This is a genomic window from Embleya sp. NPDC127516 (genome assembly GCF_044765325.1).
GTDB lineage: Bacteria > Actinomycetota > Actinomycetes > Streptomycetales > Streptomycetaceae > Embleya.
In genome coordinates this window covers 1-20,755 of sequence record NZ_JBIWJT010000022.1, presented here as the reverse complement: position 1 = coordinate 20,755, position 20,755 = coordinate 1, and the positions used below count along the sequence as shown (strand labels likewise).

Here is a 20,755-nt window from a genome sequence, read left to right as displayed (position 1 = left end):
CTCGCGCGGCACGGATATCGGCACCGTTGTGGGTGCGGCTCTTTATTCTCCGGCAATCTTGTCCGATGATGAGACGCGGCGCCAGTGTTCGGACCGCAGAGCTCGCGCAGAGCCGTCGAATGGAGTTCCCTTTGCCCGATATCTCCCTGGATTACACCGAGCTTCGCAAAATGGCGAGCGCGTTGACACTGCTCGCCAATACCTTCCGGGACGATGCGTCGAAGTTCCGTACCCATGGTTCCGGAGTACCCGGGCAGCACGGTACGGTTCCGGCGAAGGACATCGGTGGAGTGGCCGCTCCACTCGGTTCCTTCTACACGGCCTGGTCGTTTCCGATGGGCAAGGCCGTCGACGGCCTGGAGGCGCTTTCCAAACTCCTCGGCTATGTCGCGGACGGTGCGGAGGCATGGGACGACGGCGTCGCGGCGCAATTCGCCGCGACACCGGGACGTAATCCACTGAATCGCTGGCTGGAACAGAAGAAGACCTGGGAGGAATGGCTCAAGACCCACCCGGACGGAAAGCCCAAGGAAGGCGAGACGGCCCCCCCGCAACCGAGCGCCGAACCGCCCCTGCACTACACCAGCACCGACAAGAACGGCGTCACGACCGAGGTCACGGTCAAGGTCGACGCGAACTACAACGTCACCGAGCAGACGGTGACCATCACCGACCACGGCAGCACCTACACCGAGCACACCACGTACGGCGCAGGTGGGGCCTACGACACCGTCACCACCGGCCGCGACGGCTCGGTGACCACGGAAAAGGTCACGGTCGACGGCTCGGGTCGGGGCACCAAGACGGTCACCGACAAGGACGGCACGACGGTCTACACCACCCCGAACGTCAACGACCCGAAGGCCGAGTGGACCAAGGTCGTCAAGGACCCGCCGGCGCACCGGCCGCCTATCGGTGGCGGGCGCCGCGAGATGTAGCGCCCGCGGATTGTTTCGAACGCGTCACCACACGCCGGCGAAGGAGTTTCCATGCCCAGCGACTTCAAGATCACCTACGACCAGGTGCGGACCGCCCAGCTCGAAATGACCCGGGTATCCGAGGCGGCCGTCCTGGAAATCCGCCGACTCCAGGGAAAGGTCGACGGATTGCTCAAGCCCGGTTCCGGCCTGTGGCTCAAGCTCAGCAGTGAGGAACTCAACACCAAATACAAGACGCTGAGCACGGACCTGGAAAAGGCAATATTTACGATCGGCACATTCTCCGGTCAATTCGACAAGATTGTCGAGGCGGCGCGGAAGCTCGACGAATCGATGAAGGCGGCTCTCCAGAAGTCGGCTTGAGTACATCGATCACCCCCGACACATCACCCCTCCACCTCGGAACGGATTGACATGACCACTCCCTTGGGCACGGATGTCGACGTCAATATCGCGGAGGTCCAACTGGTCTCCGACGACATGGTGCAAAGCGCGGCCAACACGCAGACGGCATTGAAGAGTCTGCGAACCACCGTGACGACGTTGCTGAACCCAGACGGTGGCCTTTATCTGCGGAAGACCAGCCCGCAGATGACCCAGTCCTATGACGAGCTGACCAACTCGCTCGACAAGGCGATGGTTTCGATCAAGCAGTTCAGCGACACCTTCCAGGTCGTCGTGAACAATTTGCGGAGCCTGGACGGCGAGGACGTCCCGCCGCCGGCTCCGCACAACGCCTGACCCGACCCGGAATTCCCGATTCCCCGCGGGGCCCCCGGGAACCGCGTGACCATCCGCACCGCGCCCCATCGCCGTCACTCGGCGGTGGGGCGCAGGTGCGTCTCGGGCACGAGCACCGGAGCCAAAAAGCCTTTGCGGTCCCGGATCCAGGCATGCCCGATCCGCAACGGCTGACGGACCCGCTCGGTGGGCAGTCGTGCGCCGATCAGATCACCCTCCCCACCCAACTGCGGCGACAGCAGGATGCCCTGCCGGTTGCGCCGGACATCGCCCAACCACCCGCTGAGCGACTGCAACAACGTCTCGGCGGTGGCCGCGTACGCCAACCCGACGCCCCGGTCGCGACCCGAACCGATCACCTCGCGCAGCGCGTACCCGACCATCGAGCCCATCTCCGACAACAGATCCGCGTCGTCGATCAACACCACCGCCGGACCGGCCAGGTCCTCGACCGCGGCCGTGGTCCGCGAGCCGTCCGAGTCCGCGCCCTCGACCAACGTGACCAACGGGTGCGCGCGCAACAGCCGCAGCGGCGAATCGCGCGGCGTGATCGCCACCACCCGGGTCCCGCTCGCCAACAGCGACACCGCCATCGTGGCGAGCGTGTTGCTGCGCCCACTGCCGGGCGGCCCGACCACCGCGAACGTGTGCTGCGCGTCCCCGAAATCCGCGCCCACCGCGCCCACCGCGTCCCCACCGATCCCCAACAGCGCCCACAACGGCCGCCGTTGGGCCGGCGTCACCGCCTCGTACGCCTCGGCGAAAGTGATCGAGGTGGGCAACGCGGCCAACTCGAACGGCCGGCGCGCCGCGTCCACCGCCTTGTCCCGCTCGCGCGCGTCCGCCGCGATCCGACGCAGCGCCTCGACCTGCTCGCGCCCGCTCTCGCCCGGAGCCAACAGGCACACCTGCGCCTCGGTCCACGACCCCGACACCAGGATCCGCCCGGGAGGCATCGAACCGGGGATCGCGGTACGCGGCACGCCCGCCCCCGAGTACTCGGCCCGATCGGCCAACCGCAACAGCACCATGTCGTCGTTGACCGAGGACAACCGCCCGTTGATCAAAGCCCGTTCCGAGGTCATCACCAGGTGGATGCCCGCCGCCGCGCCCTCGCGCAACAACCGCACCACCTCGTTCATCACCCGACCGTCGTCGTACTCGTACAACGTCGGCGCCAGCGGATCCCACCCGTCGATCAACAGGAACACATGCGCCGGACACCCCTGCGCGTCGCCCGCCCGCAACTCGGTCAGGCTTGCGCACGCGTGTCGGGACAACAGCTCCTGACGCACGCTCAGCTCCTCGCCGAGCCGCGAGATCAGCCGGTCGATCCGACTCAGGTCGTTGCGCGGCACCACCGTGCCGCAGTGCGGCAAGTCCGCCAGCGCGGCCAGCGCGCCACCACCCGCGTCGATCGCCTGGATGTGCACGACCCCGCAGGAGTGCCTCTTGGCCAGCGCCGCCGCCATCGTGCGCAACAGTTGGCTGCGCCCGGTACGCGGCGCGCCCACCACGAACAGGTGGCCGAACGTGCTCGGATCCAGCAACACCGCCTTGCGCGCCTGCAGATGCGGCACGTCCTCCATCGCCCACGCGACCGGCTCCAGCGCACCCGGCGCCGGATCGGCGGCGGGCGCGGGTTCGGGCAACTCGTCCGGCAACACCCGATGCGGCAGCGGGTCCAACCACGGACTCGGCGGCTTGGTGAAGTCCGGGAGCACCGCGGCCGCGGCCGAGATCGCGGTGACCAACTCCTTGAGGTCGGTGGTCGGCTCGGCATCGCCCACCTGCGGTTGCGGCTCCACCTCCGGCTCGGCGGCGGGCGGACGCGGGCGACCCAACCGGCTCCAGGACAACACCGAGGTCTGCGGCCGGACAACCTCCGGCGCGACCGGGAGCGGGCGGACCGGCTCCGGGGCGGCCTTGGTGTCCACCCGCTCGGTGCCCGCGTACGCGGTCTGGAACGGGATCACCGTGTGATGCGAGGTCCGCGCCAACGCCCGGCCCGGGGTGGCCGAGGAGATGGCCACCGCGTCCTTGGTGTCGATCACGTCCGAGCTCTCGCCGGCGTCGGTCACCCGCAACGCGATCCGCAAGTTGGTGTTGGCCCGGATGTCGGCCGTGATCACCCCGGCCGGACGCTGCGTGGCGAGCACCATGTGGATGCCCAGCGAACGCCCACGCTGGGCGATGCCGACCAGACCCGGGATGAAGTCCGGCACCTCGCGCACCAGCGTCGCGAACTCGTCCACGATCAGCAGCAGTCGAGGCAGCGCGGGCAACTGCGCGTCGCGCAGCCGCTTTCCCCGGTACTCCGCGTGGTCCTTCGCGCCGACCATCGCCAACAACAGCTCGCGGCGCGTGAGTTCGGCACCGAGCGAGGCCATCGCACGGTGTACGAGCTGGGCGTCCAAGTCGGTGACCATGCCGAGCGTGTGCGGGAGTTCGACGCAGTCCTTGAACGCGCTGCCGCCCTTGTAGTCCACCAACACGAAGGTCAGCTCGTCCGGGCGGTTCGCCGCCGCCAGCGCGGCCACGAACGACTGCAACAGCTCCGACTTGCCGGACCCGGTGGTGCCCGCGATCAGCGCGTGCGGACCGTCCAGGACCAGGTCGAAGGAGACCGGCCCGTCGTAGCCGACGCCGAGCGCCACCCGGGTCGACGCGGGCCGGCGCCGCCACCGCTCGCCGATCACGGCCGGGTCGGGCGGATCCAGCGCCAACAACCGCGGCAACAACACCCGATCCGGCAACGCGCCCTCGTCCGGTGAGGTGACATCGCGCACCGGCGCCAGCGCCCGGGCGATCGCGTCGCACCACCCGACGGTCGGCAGGTCCGGCCGTACCTCGGTCACGGTCGGCGCGCCGTGCCGGCGCACCGTGGCCACCGGCCCGCGCGCCGCCGACGCGTCGTCCACACCGATCACCGCCGTGCACTCCTGGGGCAGGAAGCGCTCCTCGGAATCCACACAGATCGAGAACACCCGCACCTGCGGGCCCTCCTGCAACACCTGTGTCATGCCCGGGATCTCGCGCAACCGGCGCGCGCCGTCCACCACCAGCACCACATCCGGCTCGGCGAACACCGCGTTGCGCAACAACGTCTCGGCCGCGGCCTTGCGCGCGCGCACCACCTGGACCAATTCGGCGACACGAGCCGCGATCGTCTCCGGATCACTGCCGATCAACACCTCGGGCCCGCCGCGCACCGTGCCGCGCGCGTGCGGCAACCAGGCCAACCACCCCCACGCGTCGGCACCGGCCGCGCCGGTCAACAGCCGTACCTGCACGTCCCGGGGGCTGTGCATGATCGCCGCCTGCGCGACCAGCCAACCCGCCATCCGCAGCGCGGGCCCGTTCGGCCCCGCCACCCCGAGCACACCCTGCTGGGGGAGATCCACCGCCGTGGGCACATCCGGCACGGTCCAATGCGCGCGCCGATCCAGCGACTCCGAATCGGAATCCTCGACCTCGTTGAGCGACGTGTGCGCCGAGGTGCCCACCCGCAACACGAGATGGTCCGGGTCCACCCGCCGCCGCTCCCACAGCCGTTGCCCCGGCCCGGTCGCGAACAGCCCGGTCACCGACGGATCCGGGATCGCGTCGACCCGCCCCCGCCGTTCCACCTCGGTGCTCGCCGCGACATCCGCGAGCACCTCGGCCTTGCGGATCCGGTACGCGGCCAAGTCCTTGACGAACTGCTTGCGCCCGCTGCGCCGCGAGGAGATCCAGTTGGCCAGCGCCATGATCGGGCTGAAGATCGCGAAGATCAGGAAGAAGTACGAATGGAAGATCTTGACCATGACCAGGCCGAGCAACATCGGCGCAAGCGTGATCAACATCGGGAACGGCTGCCTGAAGTTGCCGCGCGGCCGGGTCGGGATCCGGAACCGCCCGCCCTTGACCGGCTCGACGATCCGCGGCGGCCGGTTGAAGTCCAGCCCGGCGCCGTCCGCCGACGGCACGATGTCCGCGCCCGCGTCGAACGGCGCGGCGGTGCGCAGCAATACCGGACCCACGGTCAGGCCCAGCCCGAGTTCCCACTCGACCTCGCCGACGATCGGCTGCTCGGGATCCGGCGGCGGCTCGTCGGCGAACTCCCGGTCCTTCGGGTCGATCGGCCGCGCGGGTGTGTCCTCCTTGGCCCGGTACACCCGCCCGAGCCGAATCTCGCTGCCGGGCGGCACCGCGACCCGGACCGCGCCGGACGGCCCGACGATGACCCGGATCCCGTGCGCCGGCACGCCGGGCTCGTCGATCCGAATCGCACACCCGGGATCCGCGCCGATGTCGTAAGTGCCCATCGGCAGCGGCCAGATCCTCCCCGCACCCGGGCCCGCCGCGAGATGCACCTCGACGAGCGGCGGGTCGGGGCGCGCGTCGATCGGGTCGGCGGAGACCGGGCCGAGGGTGAGTTCGCTGCCCTCACGGATGCCGCACACCGACAACACGGCGTCGTGGTCGAGCACGGTGTCGGCCAGACGACAGGGCACACCGGGCGCGCCCAGGTCGTGTGTGTCGGCGAGGTGTTCGAGGAGTTCGCCGACGGTGGTCCCGGAATCCGCCTCGATCACGATCGAGTCCCGCCGACTCCGCGCGGGCTCGGACACGGTGATGGTCAGTCGCATGCGATCGCCTCCAGGGGAACGCGGACGGCGGTCACAACCGCTCACCCCGGCCGGGGACGTGCTCCGGGTCGGGATGGGCGGGAACTGCGGGGTGGGGTGGGTCGGCGGGGTCCGGCGGGATGGACTGGGTGGTCGGGGTGGTCGGGGCCGCCGGGGTCGCCGGGGCGGCGGAGCGGGGCGGGTTGGTTCGGGGCGCGGGGATGTTTTCGGTCGGAGTCTGGGTGTGGCGTGCGGAGGCGAACGCCGGCGATCGGCGAGGAGGGGTGGGCGGAGCCGAGGGTGCGGATCCTGGGGACGCGGATCCCGGGGACGCGGATCCCGAGGGTGTCGGTGCCGTGATTGTCGGTGCCGTGGGGCCGGTGGGCGCGGGAGCGGGTACGGCCGCCTGCCGGGTGGACTCGGGAGCGGGTGTGGTGGGCGAGGTCGCGGCACCGGACCGGGGCGGGCTCGGAACTCCGGCCCGGGAAGCGGCGGATGCGGTTGACGCCGACGCCGACGCCGACGCCGACGCCGGCCCGGATCCGGATGCCGGTATAGGCCCCGACGCGGCGGCCGGAGCGGCGTCGGATCCGGTCACGGTGCCGGACGACCCGCCGGACCTGCCCGCCCGGGCGCTGCGCGGTCCGGACGCCGTGGCAGCCCCCGCCGAGACGGATCCACCGGGGACGCCCGGTCCGCGGGAGACGGGAGGCCCACCCGCTGCCGAGCCGCGCGCGTTCGCCGGACCGCCGGCCGAGAGGTCCGCAGCAGATGCGTTCGCGGCCGAATTCCCCCGGTTCGTGACGCCCACGGGCGAGTCGCCCGCTCCCGCCGTGCTGCCCGTGCGCGCCGCGCCGTCCGCGCCGGCCGCGCGCTCGGGTGTGGCTCGCGCGCTCGCCCCGCCGGGGGCCGAAGCACGCGTGGTTGCCGTACTCGTAGCGGGAGCGGTAGCCGCAGCCGTAATTGTACCGACCACCTCTGCGACAGCCGAGCCTCGCGCGTTCGGCGAGCCGGCAGCCGACGCTCCTGCCGCCCGTGCACTCCCGGGCGAGCCGTGCTCATTCCCCACGCAGGCAGTTGCCGCCTCCGGCCTCGCGCCTGCCCCCGGGATCGAGGTCCGTGCGTTCCTCGCAGGGGCAGCCGACCCGTCCGCCCCGCCGCCGCCCGCCCCCGACAGGGTCGCCCCCGGCAGAGCCGCAGCCGGGTTCGGTGGCGTCGGGCTCGGAGGGAGCGGTTCCGAGGGGGTCAGGTGTCCGGAGCGGACCACTCGCGCGACCGCGCGGGCCAGGCCCGCCGTCTCGACCGGGCCCAGGCCGTCCGCAGCGGGCAGGACCCCGAACGCGTCCGGCCGCAGTGTCAGGCGGCGCCCGCGCACGTCCCCGAGCACGAGCATCCGCCGCGTCCGGCTCCGGGTGAACGCCGCGAGCTCGTCCTCGAGTTCGGGTTCGAGTTCGGGCTCCGCGCAGACCATGACCCGCACCCCGGGATCGGCGCACAACTCGCCCGGCGTACGGCCCGCGAAGCCCGGATGTACACCCCGAGCCACCCCGACCGAACCCGCCGGCAACCGCCGGGCCAGTTGCGCGGTCAGCGCGTGCCCCAGGTCACGTCCGGCGGCCGAATCCCCGGTTACCGCGACCACCGGCGCCACCGCCGACAGGTCCAGAAGCACGACACCCGAGTCCAGCAACCCGACCACGACCGGCAGCGCAGCCTCCGCGTCCGGGGCCGCCGAATCCGGTACTCCCGAACCCGGTGCCGCCGAATCCGGTGCCGTCGCGCCCAGTTCGGCCACCGAGGTCGACCACAGCAGGGGATCCTCCGGGTCCGCCGCCCAAGGCCCCGTCACCTCGGGGGAATTGGCGGCGGTGAGCCGCACCGACACCCGCTCGTCCGCCAGGACCACGGCCCAGGGCTCGACGCCCGCCGACCGCGCCCGCGCCACCGCGCGCGTCGTGAGATCGAACGTCTCGGGCGTACCCAGGTACCGGGTCAGCGTGGCCACCCCGCGTCGATCCCGTCGCCAGGCGACGAACGGTGCGGCGAACGCCCGCCCCGTCACCACGACCTGTTGCCACAACCCGCGGAACAACCCACGCGGCCCCGCCCGGCGGGCGAGCACCCGCAGCAACACCACGACGAGGACCACGAGTTCGAGCAGAGCCAGCCAGGCGATGCCCCGGTTGCCGCTCCAGAAGTCCGTGCCGAATGGATTCGCGGCCGTTGTGCTGCTGATCGTGCCCTCCCGAAGAACAGGTGATACCGAGGCCACCTGGAGATCAGTGAGCATTGAAGCAGTCGCGCAGCGTATTCGAAAGGCCTGAGGCGAAATTCGGGAAAGGGCTTTCCGGAAGCATCCGTCACCGTTTCGGGGGTAGGGAAGGACGTCGGCCAACCGCATCGACCTCATGGTCGACCGGGCCCATGTCCACCTGGTGAAAGGGCTGTGACCTGCATATACGGCGAGATGCCCAGGGCTCGTTCACACCTGCGCGGCAGCGGCCCCCCGGACCGCCCGTCCCGCTTTCCTCATTCTCTGGAAAATCCCGCAACGAACTCGAAACGGGATTCCGGCAATCCTGCACGCGGATCGACAAACCTGCGAATCGACGTGACATTCCCCTTGCCTGGGAAATATGTGCGCCCGTGTTGCGGCGATTCCACAAAATAGACGCGGAGTCGCTCGCGCGACACGGATCTGAGCATCATCTGAGGTTTCGCTCGCACGAGTGGGCGTATACCTGGGCAAGCAGGGCAAATCGGCTCAAGAACCCTATTGCGCCCGAAGATGCCACCCCGGCGCCCCCGCAACCCCGCCCCGCAACTGTGCCGCGCAACCCCGCTCCACGTCCCCGCTACAACACCCCACGCTCCAAGCGCGCCCGCAATTCCGGATCCGGACTCGCCGTCGCCGCCCCGGCCAACAGCCCGACCGCCACCAACACCACCGGAAATTCGGCCACATAGTCCATCGAAGCCTGCACCACGAACGCCGTGAACGTCGCCGTGCCCACCACGACCACCGCGACCGGCTGCGGCGAACGCCACAACCGGACGTACATCCACCCCACCAGCGCGACCAGACACAGTGCTCCCGGCACCCCCTGCTCGGCGCCTTGGCGCAGCCACAGCGAATGCGCCGACCGCGCATCCGCGTCCGCGCTCGCGGTCGGACTGTTCGTCACGAACATGCCCGGACCGGTCCCGCGCAGCGGGTAACTCTTCGTCAGGTCCACGGCGTCGGACCACAGTTGCACCCGACGCTCGGTCAGACCCGCCTCGGCGGCACCCTCCAGGCCGCCCGTGCGGCTGCCGAGCACCCCCAGCACCACAGTGCCCAAAGCCACTCCGAGCACACACACCGCCGACACCACCACGACCGTGCCCTTGCGATACACCACCGCCGACATCAACGCGGTCAGCAGCACGGCCAACGCGCCGACCGCCGCCGCCACCGACCGCGTTGCGAAGGCCGCGAGTACCAACAACCCGGCCAAAACCAGGATTTCGCCCCGCCGCCGATCGGATGCGACGACCAGCGCGGCCAGACACGCGGCGCCCACCGCCTGCGCCACCAACGCGCCGTCGGCGTTCCCGTACTCCAACGGCGGCGCCGTGGCATCACCGCTCAACGCGCCGGGCCACAACACCAGCAGCGCCGTCACCCCGCCGGCCACCAGCGCCGGCGCCAATAACGCGGAACGCGCGCCCAGCACTCGCCCCAGCACATAGCCCCCGACCGCGGCCAACAGCGCGAACAGATACGCCTCCGGCTCACCGGCCCGATTCGCCGCCGCCGCCAACGCCCACATCGCGGTCGCCGCGACCACGGCCGTGCCCAACAGGTCCAATCGGGACAGATACCGCGCCGAACCCCGGACCCGATGATCGCCTTCCCGGTCAGTACTCACAGCACAATCCGCTTCCGCTCGAGGATCCGGACCACCCGTACCGCGCCCGCGTGCGCAGGCACCCCATCCCGGCCGCCCGGCGATGCCAGGATGTCCCCATGCCGCTCTACATCTGCGGGGCCGGCGGCGTCGGCCGCGAAGCCCTCGACGCCGCGATCGCCGCCACGCTCACCGTCACCGCTTTCCTCGACGACGCCCGAGCCGGCGAGAAGGTGCGCGGCCTGCCGGTGCTGCGCCCGACCGACGTCGACGCCGGCGACTACCTGGTCGGCATCGCCGCACCCGACGCGCGCGCCCGACTCACCCGCCTGCTCGACGAACGCGGCCTGCACGCGGTCACCCTCGTACACCCGCGCGCGGTCATCTCGCCGGAGACCGCGATCGCCGCCGGCTGTCTGATCCAGGCCAACGCGCACGTCTCCAGCAGCGTCACCCTGGGCCCGCACGCGCAGGTCCACTACAACGCCACCATCGGACACGACGCCGTACTGGACGCGCGCAGCACCGTGTACCCGGGCGCGAACATCTCCGGCAACGTGCACCTGGGCGAGGACGCCACCGTCGGCAGCAATGCCGTGGTCCTGCAAGGGCTGACCGTCGGCCCCGGCGCCTTCGTCGGCGCGGGCGCCGTGGTCACGCGCGACGTACCGGCGGGCACGACCGTGGTGGGCTCGCCGGCCCGCCCGCTGCGCCCGCGCGAGGCCGCGGACCGGCTCAGTTGAGCCGAGACCGGAACCACGCGACCGTCTGCGCGAGTCCCTCGCGCAGTTCGACCGGCTCCGCGGTCGGGAACAACGCGCGCAGCCGCGACCCGTCCGCCTGCGAGTCCCGCACGTCGCCCGGCCGAGGCGGCGCGTGCTCGACCTCCACCGGATGCCCGAGCACCTCCGTCAACAGGGCGATCAGCGCGTTCAGCGAAGTCCGCGAACCGAACGCCAGGTTGACCGGGATGTCGGAGACCACCCGGCGCAACACCGCGTCGATGAGCACGGCGCATACGCTGCCGATGTTGGTGAAGTCGCGCGTCTGTTCGCCGTCGCCCTGCACGGACAGCGGTCGACCGGCCAACGCCGCGTCCACGAACCGGGGAATCACCGCCGCGTAGGCGTGATCGGCCGGCTGACCGGGCCCGAACACGTTGAAGAAGCGGAACGGCAGCACCGGCAGGTCGTAGCAGTTGCCGTAGGCGATCAGATACGACTCGGTGGCCAACTTGCTGACCGCGTACGGACTCAGCGGCGCGGTGCGCATGTCCTCGCGCTTGGGCAACTCGCGATTCGCGCCGTACACCGACGACGAGGACGCGGCCACCACATGGATGTTGCCCGCCCGCCGTGCCGCCTCGAGCACCTCCAGGGTGCCGGTCGCGTTGGCGTGATGGCTGGCCAGCGGCGCCTCCACCGAGCGCGGCACCGACGGCAGCGCCGCCAGGTGCACCACCGCGTCCGCGCCGGCGAACGCGCGATCGAGCAACTCCGGCTCCAGGATCGACCCCTGATGGAACGTCACCTTCAAGCCGTCCAGACTCGCGAGCGACCCCGTGGAAAGGTCGTCGACCACGTGCACGTCGCGCACGACGTCGTGGTCCTGCAACGCGGCGGCCAGATTCGAGCCGATGAAACCGGCACCGCCGGTGATCACTACCTTCACAAAGTCCCCCCGGACCATCGTGCGGAACCATCCCCGCCAGGGCCTGTGTTTCGAACTCCCCCAAGTCCGATCCGAGGCCGACCCGCCCCCGGTTCCCGCACTGTACCCACGGCCCGCTTCACGAGAGGGCAAAACCCGGACAACAGGCCGGAACGTGCGCCACACTTTCCCCTATCTCGGACCCGGGACACCGCCCCGGGCACCGATACCGGGTGGGGGACACTCATGAAATTGCCCAGACCACGGCTGCGCAGAGCGACGATTCCGACATTGTTCGCTTTACTGCTCGCGCTGACCGTCGCGGCTCCGAATACACCCGAGGCCGCCGCGGGGCCGTGTGACGCACCCGTTGCGAACGCGGTTGCCTGCGAGAACACCAAGACCGGCAACCCGCGGACCGAATGGGACATCAGCGGTGCCGGCAGCAACGCCATTCAAGGCTTCTCCACCGACATCAGCGTCAACGCCGGTGGCCAGATCAAGTTCAAGATCGACACGTCCGCAAGCTCCTACCGCATCGACATCTACCGACTCGGTTGGTACAACGGCAACGGCGCTCGCAAGGTCTACACGATCCCGGCTTCGGCGGTCACGCCGCGGCAACAGTCCGGCTGCGACACCGACAACCTGGTGACCGGGCTGATCGACTGCTCCAACTGGACCGACTCCGCGTCCTGGAACGTACCCGCGGACGCGGTATCCGGCTACTACATCGCCAAACCCACGCGTACCGACGGCTCATCGGGCGCGAGCCACATCCCGTTCGTGGTCCGCAACGACGCGTCGCACTCGGCGATGTTCATGCAGGCATCCGACACCACCTGGCAGGCGTACAACGCCTACGGTGGCAACGACCTCTACACCGGGCAGCCGGTGGGCCGGGCGTACAAGGTCAGTTACAACCGACCCTTCACCACGCGTGCGGACAATCCCGGGGACTCGCTGTTCAACGCCGAGTTCGCGATGCTGCGCTTTCTGGAACGCAACGGCTACGACGTCACCTACACGACCGGCGTGGACAGCGACCGACGCGGCCAACTGATCAAGAACCACAAGGTCTTCCTGTCGGTGGGACACGACGAGTACTGGTCCGGCACCCAACGCGCCAACGTCGAGGCGGCCCGCGACGCGGGGGTCAACCTCGCCTTCTTCTCCGGCAACGAGATCTTCTGGAAGACCCGTTGGGAGAACGGCGGGATCAACGGCAACGGCCCCGATCACCGCAACCTGGTCTCGTACAAGGACACCCACGCCAACGAGTCGATCGACCCGCTCGGCCCGGCCATGTGGACGGGCACCTGGCGCGACCCGCGGTTCTCACCGCCAGGTGACGGCGGCCGACCGGAGAACAGCCTCAGCGGCACCATCTTCACGGTCAACTGTTGTACGACCGACATGAACGCCAGCGGCGCCGACGGCCGCCTTCGCCTGTGGCGGAACACCCGCCTCGCCACCCTCGGCCTCACCGCACAAACCACACTCGGAAGCGGAACCCTCGGCTACGAATGGGACTCCGATCTGGACAACGGCTCCCGGCCCGCGGGACTGATCCGGCTCTCGACCACGGTCAAGTCCGGCATGTCCGTGATCCAGGACCAGGGTTCGACCTACGCCGACGGCAGCTCGACGCACAGCCTGACGCTCTACCGCGCACCCAGCGGCGCCCTCGTCTTCGGCGCGGGCACCATCCAGTGGGCCTGGGGTCTGGACGTGTACCGGGTCGGCGCCAACGGCACCGTCGACACCGCGATGCAGCAGGCCACCATCAACCTGTTCGCCGACATGGGCGTGCAGCCCGGCACGCTGATGGCCGGCATGGTCGCGGCCACGGCGAGCACCGACACCACCCGGCCCACCTCGACCATCACCGCGCCGACCAACGGCGGCAGCCTGCCCGCCAATTCCAACGTGACGATCACCGGCACCGCGACCGACACCGGCGGCAAGGTCGGCGGCGTCGAGGTCTCGGTGGACAACGGCGCCACCTGGCACCCGGCCACCACCGGCCGGGAGAACTGGACCTACGTATTCACCACCGGCGCCGGCGGCTCGATCACCATCAAGACCCGGGCCACCGACGACAGCGCGCGGACCGAGATCCCGTCCGCGGGCGTCACGGTCACCCTCGGCGGGCCACCACAACCGGTGAACTGCCCATGCACGCTGTGGACGCCGACCGACCAGCCCTCGTCCGGCCCGGATCCGGACACCGCCGCCACCGAACTGGGCGTCAAATTCCAGGCCGACCGGGCCGGTTTCATCAACGGCATCCGGTTCTGGAAGAACGCCGAGAACACCGGCACACACACCGGGACCCTGTGGTCCGCGTCCGGCAGCCTCCTGGCCACCGCGCCGTTCACCGGCGAAACCGCGTCCGGATGGCAACAGGTGACATTCGCCCAGCCCGTGCCGGTCACCGCCGGAACCACCTATGTCGCGTCGTACCAGGCGCCCAACGGCAGATACTCCGCCGACCAGGGCGGCCTGACCAACGCGCACATCCGCGGCCCGCTCACCGCACCGGCGAGCAACACGTCCGGCGGCAACGGCGTCTACCGCTACGGCACCGGATTCCCGACCTCGACCTGGAACGACAGCAATTTCTGGGTCGACCCGGTGTTCACCACCTCGAACACCACGCCGACCAACCCCGCGCCGGTGGTCACCGCGACCGCCCCGGTGAGCGGGGCGACGCTCGCCCCGGTCGGCGGCAACATCACCGCGACCTTCGACCTCGCGGTCCAGCCCGCGACGATCGTGTGGTCGGTCACCAAGGCGGACAACAGCACCGTCGCCGGCACCGCGAGCTACAACGCCGCGACCAGGGTCGCGGCCTTCGACCCGACCGTCGACCTGGCCGCCGGCACGACGTACACGGTGTCCCTCACCGGCGCGCAAACCACCGAGGGCACCACGATGGCCGCCAAGACGTGGTCCTTCACCACGGCGGGCAGCACGCCGCCGCCCACCTGCAACCCGTCCTGCACGATCTGGCCCGCCACCGCGACGCCCGCCGTGCTCCAGGACAGCGACACCACCGGTATCGAACTCGGCGTCAAGTTCAGCAGCACGGTCCCGGGCAAGGTCACCGGACTGCGGTTCTACAAGGGCGCCGGCAACACCGGCACGCACACCGGAACGATCTGGTCCGGCACGGGCACCCTCCTCACCAGCGCGGTCTTCGGCAGTGAGACAGCCTCCGGATGGCAACAGGTGAACTTCACCCAACCGGTCGTCATCGCGGCCAACACCACTTACGTGGCCTCGTACTTCGCCCCGGTGGGCCGGTACTCCTCCACGGACGGCGGGTTGACCGCGGCCGCCGGCACCGGACCCGTCAAGGCCGCCGCGTCCGGCACCGTCGGCGGCAACGGCGTGTACGCCTACGGCGCCAGCGGGTTCCCGACCGACACATGGAACGACAGCAACTACTGGGTGGACGTCGTCTTCACCACCAACTAGCCGCGGCAGCCGGTCGCGGCAACACCGAACACCCGGACATCGAAAGCCCGGACACCGAATGCCCGGACATCGAAAGCCCGGACATCGAACGCCCGGACACCGAACGCCCGGACACCGAACGCCCGGTACCCGGCACCGAACCCGATCGAGTCACCACCATCGACCGGGCACACCCCGGAAGCCGGCCGGCGGCGGCACCGATCCGCCGGCGGCCGGCCCCGGGGGCGAGCGCGGCGGCCCGGACTCCCCGCGCCGCCCGCCCCGAACCACGAACCGACCGTCATGCCATTGAGGAGCACCAACTCGATGAAGGCTGCCCGCGCCAGAACCAGATCGGGTCACCGACAACGCAGAGGAACGTGGACGAGCATCGCGTTCGCCGCGATCGGTGCGTTGCTGTTCACCCTGTTCGCACCGATCACCGCGGCCCAGGCCGCGCCATGCAGTCCGTGCTCGCTGTTCGCCGGCGCCACCCCGAACGGCGCCGTGACCGACACCGACGCGGTGGCCGTCGAACTGGGCGTGCGCTTCAAGCCCAACAGCAACGGCACCATCACCGAGATCAAGTTCTGGAAGGACGCCGGCAACACCGGCACCCACACCGGCCGGATCTGGGACACCGCCACCGGCACCGCGACCTCGGTGACCTTCATCGCGGAATCCGCGTCCGGATGGCAGACCGCGACCTTCACAACTCCCGTGCCGGTCACCGCCGGACACACCTACATCGCCTCCTACGTGGCACCGGTCGGCCGCTACACGGTCACCGACAACTACTTCGCGTCGGACCGCACCGTCGAACAACTCGTCGCCCCCGCCAGCAACGGCAACCAAGGCAACGGCGTCTACACCTACAACCCCGGCGGCGGCATGCCGACCGACTCCTACCAGGCCGGCAACTACTGGGTGGACGTTTCCTTCGTCCCCGGCGCCGACACCACACCGCCCACGGTCACCCAGACCACCCCCGCCGCGAACGCCACCGGAGTGGCCACCGCCGCGCCGCTGTCGGTGACCTTCAACGAGCCCGTACAGCCCGCCACCATCCAGTGGGCGGTCAACCAGACCGGCGGCCCGGCCGTCGCCGGCACCGCGACGTACAGCGGCAACACGGCGACGTTCCAGCCCTCCGCGCCACTGGCCGTGTCCACGGGCCACACCGTCACGGTGACCGGCGCCAAGGACGCCGCCGGCAACACCATGGCCACCAAGTCCTGGTCGTTCACCACCGGCACCGGCGCCAGCCAGTCCGTGGAGACCAACATCTGGACCGGCCCGGTCAGCCCGAACACGCCGAACCAGACCGACAACAACAGCGTCGAGGTCGGCGTCAAGTTCCGCACCACCACCGACGGCCAGATCAAGTCGATCAAGTTCTGGAAGCTCACCGGCAGCACCGGCCCGTACGCGGTCAGCCTGTGGGACAAGAACACCCAGACCCGCCTGGCCACCGTGCCCAACGTCAGCCGCACCGGGAGCGGTTGGCAGACCGTCGACCTGCCCACCCCGATCACCGTGCACGCGGGCGTCACCTACGTCGCGTCCTACTTCGCGCCCAACGGCAACTATCCCGCCAACACCGGCTCGTTCTCCCAACCCGTCGGCAACTCGCTGATCACGGCCCTGGCCGACGGCGTCGACGGCGGCAACGGCGTCTACAAGTACAACGCGGGCAGCATCTACCCCACGGACAGCTGGAACGGCAGCAACTACTGGGTGGACGTCGTCTTCAGCACCAACGCCGAGGACACCGTCGCCCCCGCGGTCACCGGCCAGTCGCCGATGCCGAACGCCAACGGCGTGCTCTCCGGCGTGCAACCCTCGGTGACGTTCAGCGAACCGCTCAAGCCCACCGGCCTGAGCTTCGTCCTCAAGCGCAACGGCACGGCCGTACCCGCCGAACTCGAACTCGACAACCCGACCACGCCGACCCAGCTCACCCTCAAACCGGACGCCGAACTCGCCTACGGCACGCCGTACACACTCACCGTGAGCGGCGTCAAGGACCAGTCCGACAACGCGATGCCGGACACGACCTGGACCTTCACCACCGGCCAGGCCCCGCCCACACCACCGTGCGACGCGCCCAACACCGGCCCCATCCTGGTGATCAAGGCCGACTCGAACCCGTTCAGTTGCTACTACACCGAGATCCTGCGCAGCGAGGGACTCAACTCGTTCGCGGTCAAGGACGCGAGCGCGGTCAACGCCGCGGTGCTCGGCGGTTACACCACCGTCGTCCTCGGCGACTTCGCCCCCTCGGCACAACTGGTCACCGACCTCACCACCTGGGTCAACGGCGGCGGCAACCTGATCGCGATGCACCCGCGCGCCGCCCTGGCCGGCCTGCTCGGCCTCGGTACCTCCGGCGGCTTCCAGGCCAACCAGTACATGAAGGTGGACAGCGGCACCGCCGCCGGCGCCGGCATCTACAGCCAGCAGAGCATGCAGTACCACGGGCCCGCCGACGTCTGGACGGTCCCCGGCGGCGCCGGCACGGTCCGAGTCGCGGACCTGTACACCCGCACCGGCACCACCCCGCTCGGCCCCGCCGTCACCACCCGCCCGGTGGGCAGTGGCACCGCGTCCGCGTTCACCTACGACCTGGCCCGCTCGATCGTGCAGACCCGCCAGGGCAACCCGGCCCAGGCCGGCGTCGAGAACGACAACTTCTCCGACAGCGGCGGCCCGCTGATGCGCGCCGACGACATGTTCTACCCGGACTGGATCGACCTCAGCCGGGTCCAGATCCCGCAGGCCGACGAGCAGCAGCGCCTGTTCGCCAACCTGATCGAACTCGGCAACCGGGCCAAGGCCCCGATCCCGAGGACCTGGTACCTGCCCGGCAACGCCGCCACCGCGGCACCCGACCTGCTCAAGGTCGTGATGGTCTCCACCGGCGACAACCACGGCCAGAACCTCAGCGACATGCAGGGCAGGGTCACCCGCTACAACAACAACAGCTCCGACCCGGCCTGCTCGAGCCCGATCGCCGCACTGCGTGACGCCGCAGTACGGAACTGGAAGTGCATGCGCGGCACCATCTACGTCTGGGGCCCGGGACCACAGGGCACCCAGGCGCCGTCGGTGTCCGACGTCCAGAACTGGACCGCACAGGGCTTCGAGATCGCCCGACACGTCGACCAGAACGGCAGCTGCCCGCAGCTTCGTGCCGGCGCCTCCCAGACGGACATCAACGCCGGACTCGGCGCGGTGTACGAGAACAGCCTCGACGACTTCACCCGCTACGCCCCGCTGAAGCCCACCACCAACCGGACGCACTGTCTGACCTGGCCCGACTGGAGTTCGAACGCCTCGATCGCCCGGGCCAAGGGAATCCGGCTCGACACGAACTACTACTACATGCCGGATTACTGGAAGAACACGTGGGGCGGGCCGCTCATGAAGGCGAGCCCCGGATTCTTCACCGGTTCCGGCTTCCCGATGCGATTCACCGACCCGAGCGGTCAGATGATCGACATCTACCAGGGCACCACCCAGATCAACGACGAATTCCAACAGGTCTACCCGGACACGTTCGACCAGCTCGTCAACGGTGCCAACAACGACGGCTTCTACGGCGCGTTCGTGATGAACAACCACACGGACTCGGCGAACGCCAACGGCGGGGTCGGCAACGTGGGCCAGCTCGACATCGAACAGGCCCTGATCGCGTCGGCCAAGGCGAAGAACGTCCCGATCGTCTCCGCCAAACAATTGCTGGACTGGACCGACGCCCGGAACGCGTCCACCATCACCGGCCTCAACCGGGTCGGCAACACGGTCACCTTCACGGTCAACCAGAACGCGGCCGCGACGAACCTGATGACGATGTTGCCGACCACCGGCTCGGGCGGCACGACCCTCACGGGCCTGTCCCGAGGCGGCTCTGCGGTCACCTTCCAAAAGACCACCGTCAAGGGCATCGAGTACGCCGTCTTCGACGGGACCTCCGGCGCGTACACGGCGACCTACGCCAACGCGGTGGCGCCGCTGATCGCCGAGGCCAAGGCGGCCCCGGCCGCCGACGGCTCGGGCACGCTGACCTGGAAGACCGACGTGCCCTCCACCACGGAGATGCAGCTCGGCACCAAGCCGGACCAGATGCCGATCACCCACAAGAGCGTGGAGACCGCGGGCGAGCACAAGGTCGCCCTGGGCGCGCTCAAGCCCGACACCACCTATTACTACCGACTCACCTCGGAGAACGTGAAGGGCGAGCGCACGGTCTGGCCCGCCCCGAACGCGAAGCCCGCGGAGTTCCGCACGCCCAAGGCCGACCGCAAGGCGCCGGTGATCAGCGACGTCTCGGTCAAGACCTGGCCCGACGGCAGCGCCGACCTGACCTGGAAGACGGACAAGCCCACGACCACCTCGGTCCTTCTGGGCGACAACCCGAACTCGGTCCGACCGGTATATGCGGACCGGAAGCAGTCCACCACCGAGCACCACGCCAAGCTCGGCCACCTCGGCGCAGGCAGCACGTACGCGTTCCGCCTCGCGGGCGTCGACGCGGCCGGGAACGAGGGAACCTGGACGGGCGGCAGCGGTAGGAAGAAGGACACCGCGCGTCTGGTGATGCCCAGGCCGGGTGTCGCCGAGACGGGCGCGTTCGACTTCACCAACGGCACCGTCTCCGGGGGAGCGGTGAGCGGTGACCGTCCGGACGCTCTCACCCTGGACAAGGCCCCGACCGGCACGTATGTGTCGAAGGCCTTGGACGCCGGCCGGATGGTGACGTGGCTGGCCGGTGATTGGCAGGCCGAGATTCCCAAGGGCACGACGCTGCGGGTATCGGTGCGGACCGGGACGACGGCGGTTCCGGACGCGAGCTGGACCGCATGGAAGGACCTGTCCCGACCGGGCGACACCATGGGGACCGCATCGCGTTTCCTGCAATACAAGGTGGAGCTCACCGGCGACGGGCGCGCATTGCCCACCCTCAAGGGCATCGGCTTCACACACGACGGCAAGGTCACGACCACGCCGCCGGTGACCGAGGCGGGACCGAACACGGTGCCGGGCCCGAACCCCGTGACGGGGAAGGGGCGTTGATCCTCGACTGAGCCCGCAGGGGCGGTACGAGCGGCCGGGCCCGGAGCGATTTGGAGCTCCGGGCCCGGCCATGTACTGTTGCGAAGTCCGCCCGGGAGGCGAGCAAATCCATGATCACCGATTAGGCGATCGGGAATGCGCTCCGCTAAAGTCTGCGGACGCCGCCAAATGCCTCGGAGAATGTGAATTCCCGATGCCCGAAGCGGTGGGCGAAGCAGGCCGGAAGGGCTGCTAAGCTCGAAGAGCCGGAAGCCGGGGAAACGAGAGTTTCGAAGGCCGAAAGCACGAAGCAGCGGACGAAAAGCGGGTCGGAAGATCTGCTAGAGTCCGGGAGGCGGAAAACGCGGAAACGCGGTGGAAGCCGAAAGCGAGGAAAGCGAAGCCGCCG

10 protein-coding genes are annotated in these 20,755 nt (G+C 69.8%); 6 read left to right on the top strand and 4 right to left on the bottom strand.

All coding sequences use genetic code 11. The annotated features are described in order from the left end of the window. Positions 1-32 precede the first annotated feature (32 nt). From ACIRL2_RS34675 to ACIRL2_RS34665, 3 genes are read left to right on the top strand one after another with little or no spacing between them, the layout of a single operon-like run. A complete protein-coding gene (locus ACIRL2_RS34675) occupies positions 33-938 on the top strand; it encodes a hypothetical protein (protein ID WP_402237533.1) in 906 nt (301 codons plus the stop codon). Positions 939-989: 51 nt separating this feature from the next. After that, positions 990-1,301 (top strand): hypothetical protein, encoded by a 312-nt coding sequence (locus ACIRL2_RS34670; protein WP_395859348.1) that lies wholly within the window; start codon positions 990-992, stop codon positions 1,299-1,301. Between the two features lie 51 nt (positions 1,302-1,352). Continuing rightward, positions 1,353-1,679 carry a hypothetical protein gene (locus ACIRL2_RS34665; protein WP_395859347.1) on the top strand — a complete coding sequence of 109 codons (327 nt, stop codon included), beginning with the start codon at positions 1,353-1,355 and terminating at the stop codon, positions 1,677-1,679. Between the two features lie 74 nt (positions 1,680-1,753). Here ACIRL2_RS34665 and ACIRL2_RS34660 read toward each other — a convergent pair whose 3' ends face one another. The 3 genes from ACIRL2_RS34660 to ACIRL2_RS34650 all read right to left on the bottom strand — a co-directional run bounded on the left by ACIRL2_RS34660 (position 1,754) and on the right by ACIRL2_RS34650 (position 10,200). Next, a complete protein-coding gene (locus tag ACIRL2_RS34660; protein WP_402237531.1) occupies positions 1,754-6,310 on the bottom strand; it encodes an FtsK/SpoIIIE domain-containing protein in 4,557 nt (1,518 codons plus the stop codon). A gap of 31 nt (positions 6,311-6,341) precedes the next feature. Then, positions 6,342-8,579: a hypothetical protein gene (locus ACIRL2_RS34655; protein WP_402237528.1), complete on the bottom strand. Its 2,238-nt coding sequence runs from the start codon at positions 8,577-8,579 to the stop codon at positions 6,342-6,344. A 565-nt stretch (positions 8,580-9,144) separates the two neighbouring features. Continuing rightward, positions 9,145-10,200: an O-antigen ligase family protein gene (locus ACIRL2_RS34650; protein WP_395859344.1), complete on the bottom strand. Its 1,056-nt coding sequence runs from the start codon at positions 10,198-10,200 to the stop codon at positions 9,145-9,147. A gap of 98 nt (positions 10,201-10,298) precedes the next feature. Here ACIRL2_RS34650 and ACIRL2_RS34645 point away from each other — a divergent pair, with 98 nt between their 5' ends. Beyond that, positions 10,299-10,922, top strand: coding sequence for an acetyltransferase (locus ACIRL2_RS34645; protein ID WP_395859343.1), 624 nt, complete (start codon positions 10,299-10,301; stop codon positions 10,920-10,922). Here the strand turns inward: ACIRL2_RS34645 and ACIRL2_RS34640 are convergent. Further along, a complete protein-coding gene (locus ACIRL2_RS34640; protein WP_395859342.1) occupies positions 10,915-11,850 on the bottom strand; it encodes an NAD-dependent epimerase/dehydratase family protein in 936 nt (311 codons plus the stop codon). The two genes, ACIRL2_RS34645 and ACIRL2_RS34640, sit on opposite strands and share 8 nt — an antisense overlap. A gap of 270 nt (positions 11,851-12,120) precedes the next feature. On the opposite strand from ACIRL2_RS34640, the gene ACIRL2_RS34635 reads away from it, so the two are divergent. Continuing rightward, complete coding sequence (locus tag ACIRL2_RS34635) at positions 12,121-15,312, top strand: DUF4082 domain-containing protein (RefSeq protein WP_402237525.1); 3,192 nt, start codon at positions 12,121-12,123, stop codon at positions 15,310-15,312. Positions 15,313-15,618: 306 nt separating this feature from the next. Further along, positions 15,619-20,367 carry a DUF4082 domain-containing protein gene (locus ACIRL2_RS34630; protein WP_402237522.1) on the top strand — a complete coding sequence of 1,583 codons (4,749 nt, stop codon included), beginning with the start codon at positions 15,619-15,621 and terminating at the stop codon, positions 20,365-20,367. Positions 20,368-20,755: the final 388 nt, after the last annotated feature.

Excerpts from the sequence above, each read along its gene's own strand:
- ACIRL2_RS34670 (WP_395859348.1), top strand. The coding sequence starts at position 990 with ATGCCCAGCGACTTCAAGATCACCTACGACCAGGTGCGGACCGCCCAG.
- ACIRL2_RS34665 (WP_395859347.1), top strand. The coding sequence starts at position 1,353 with ATGACCACTCCCTTGGGCACGGATGTCGACGTCAATATCGCGGAGGTC.
- ACIRL2_RS34660 (WP_402237531.1), bottom strand. The coding sequence starts at position 6,310 with ATGCGACTGACCATCACCGTGTCCGAGCCCGCGCGGAGTCGGCGGGAC.
- ACIRL2_RS34655 (WP_402237528.1), bottom strand. The coding sequence starts at position 8,579 with ATGCTCACTGATCTCCAGGTGGCCTCGGTATCACCTGTTCTTCGGGAG.
- ACIRL2_RS34645 (WP_395859343.1), top strand. The coding sequence starts at position 10,299 with ATGCCGCTCTACATCTGCGGGGCCGGCGGCGTCGGCCGCGAAGCCCTC.
- ACIRL2_RS34630 (WP_402237522.1), top strand. The coding sequence starts at position 15,619 with ATGAAGGCTGCCCGCGCCAGAACCAGATCGGGTCACCGACAACGCAGA.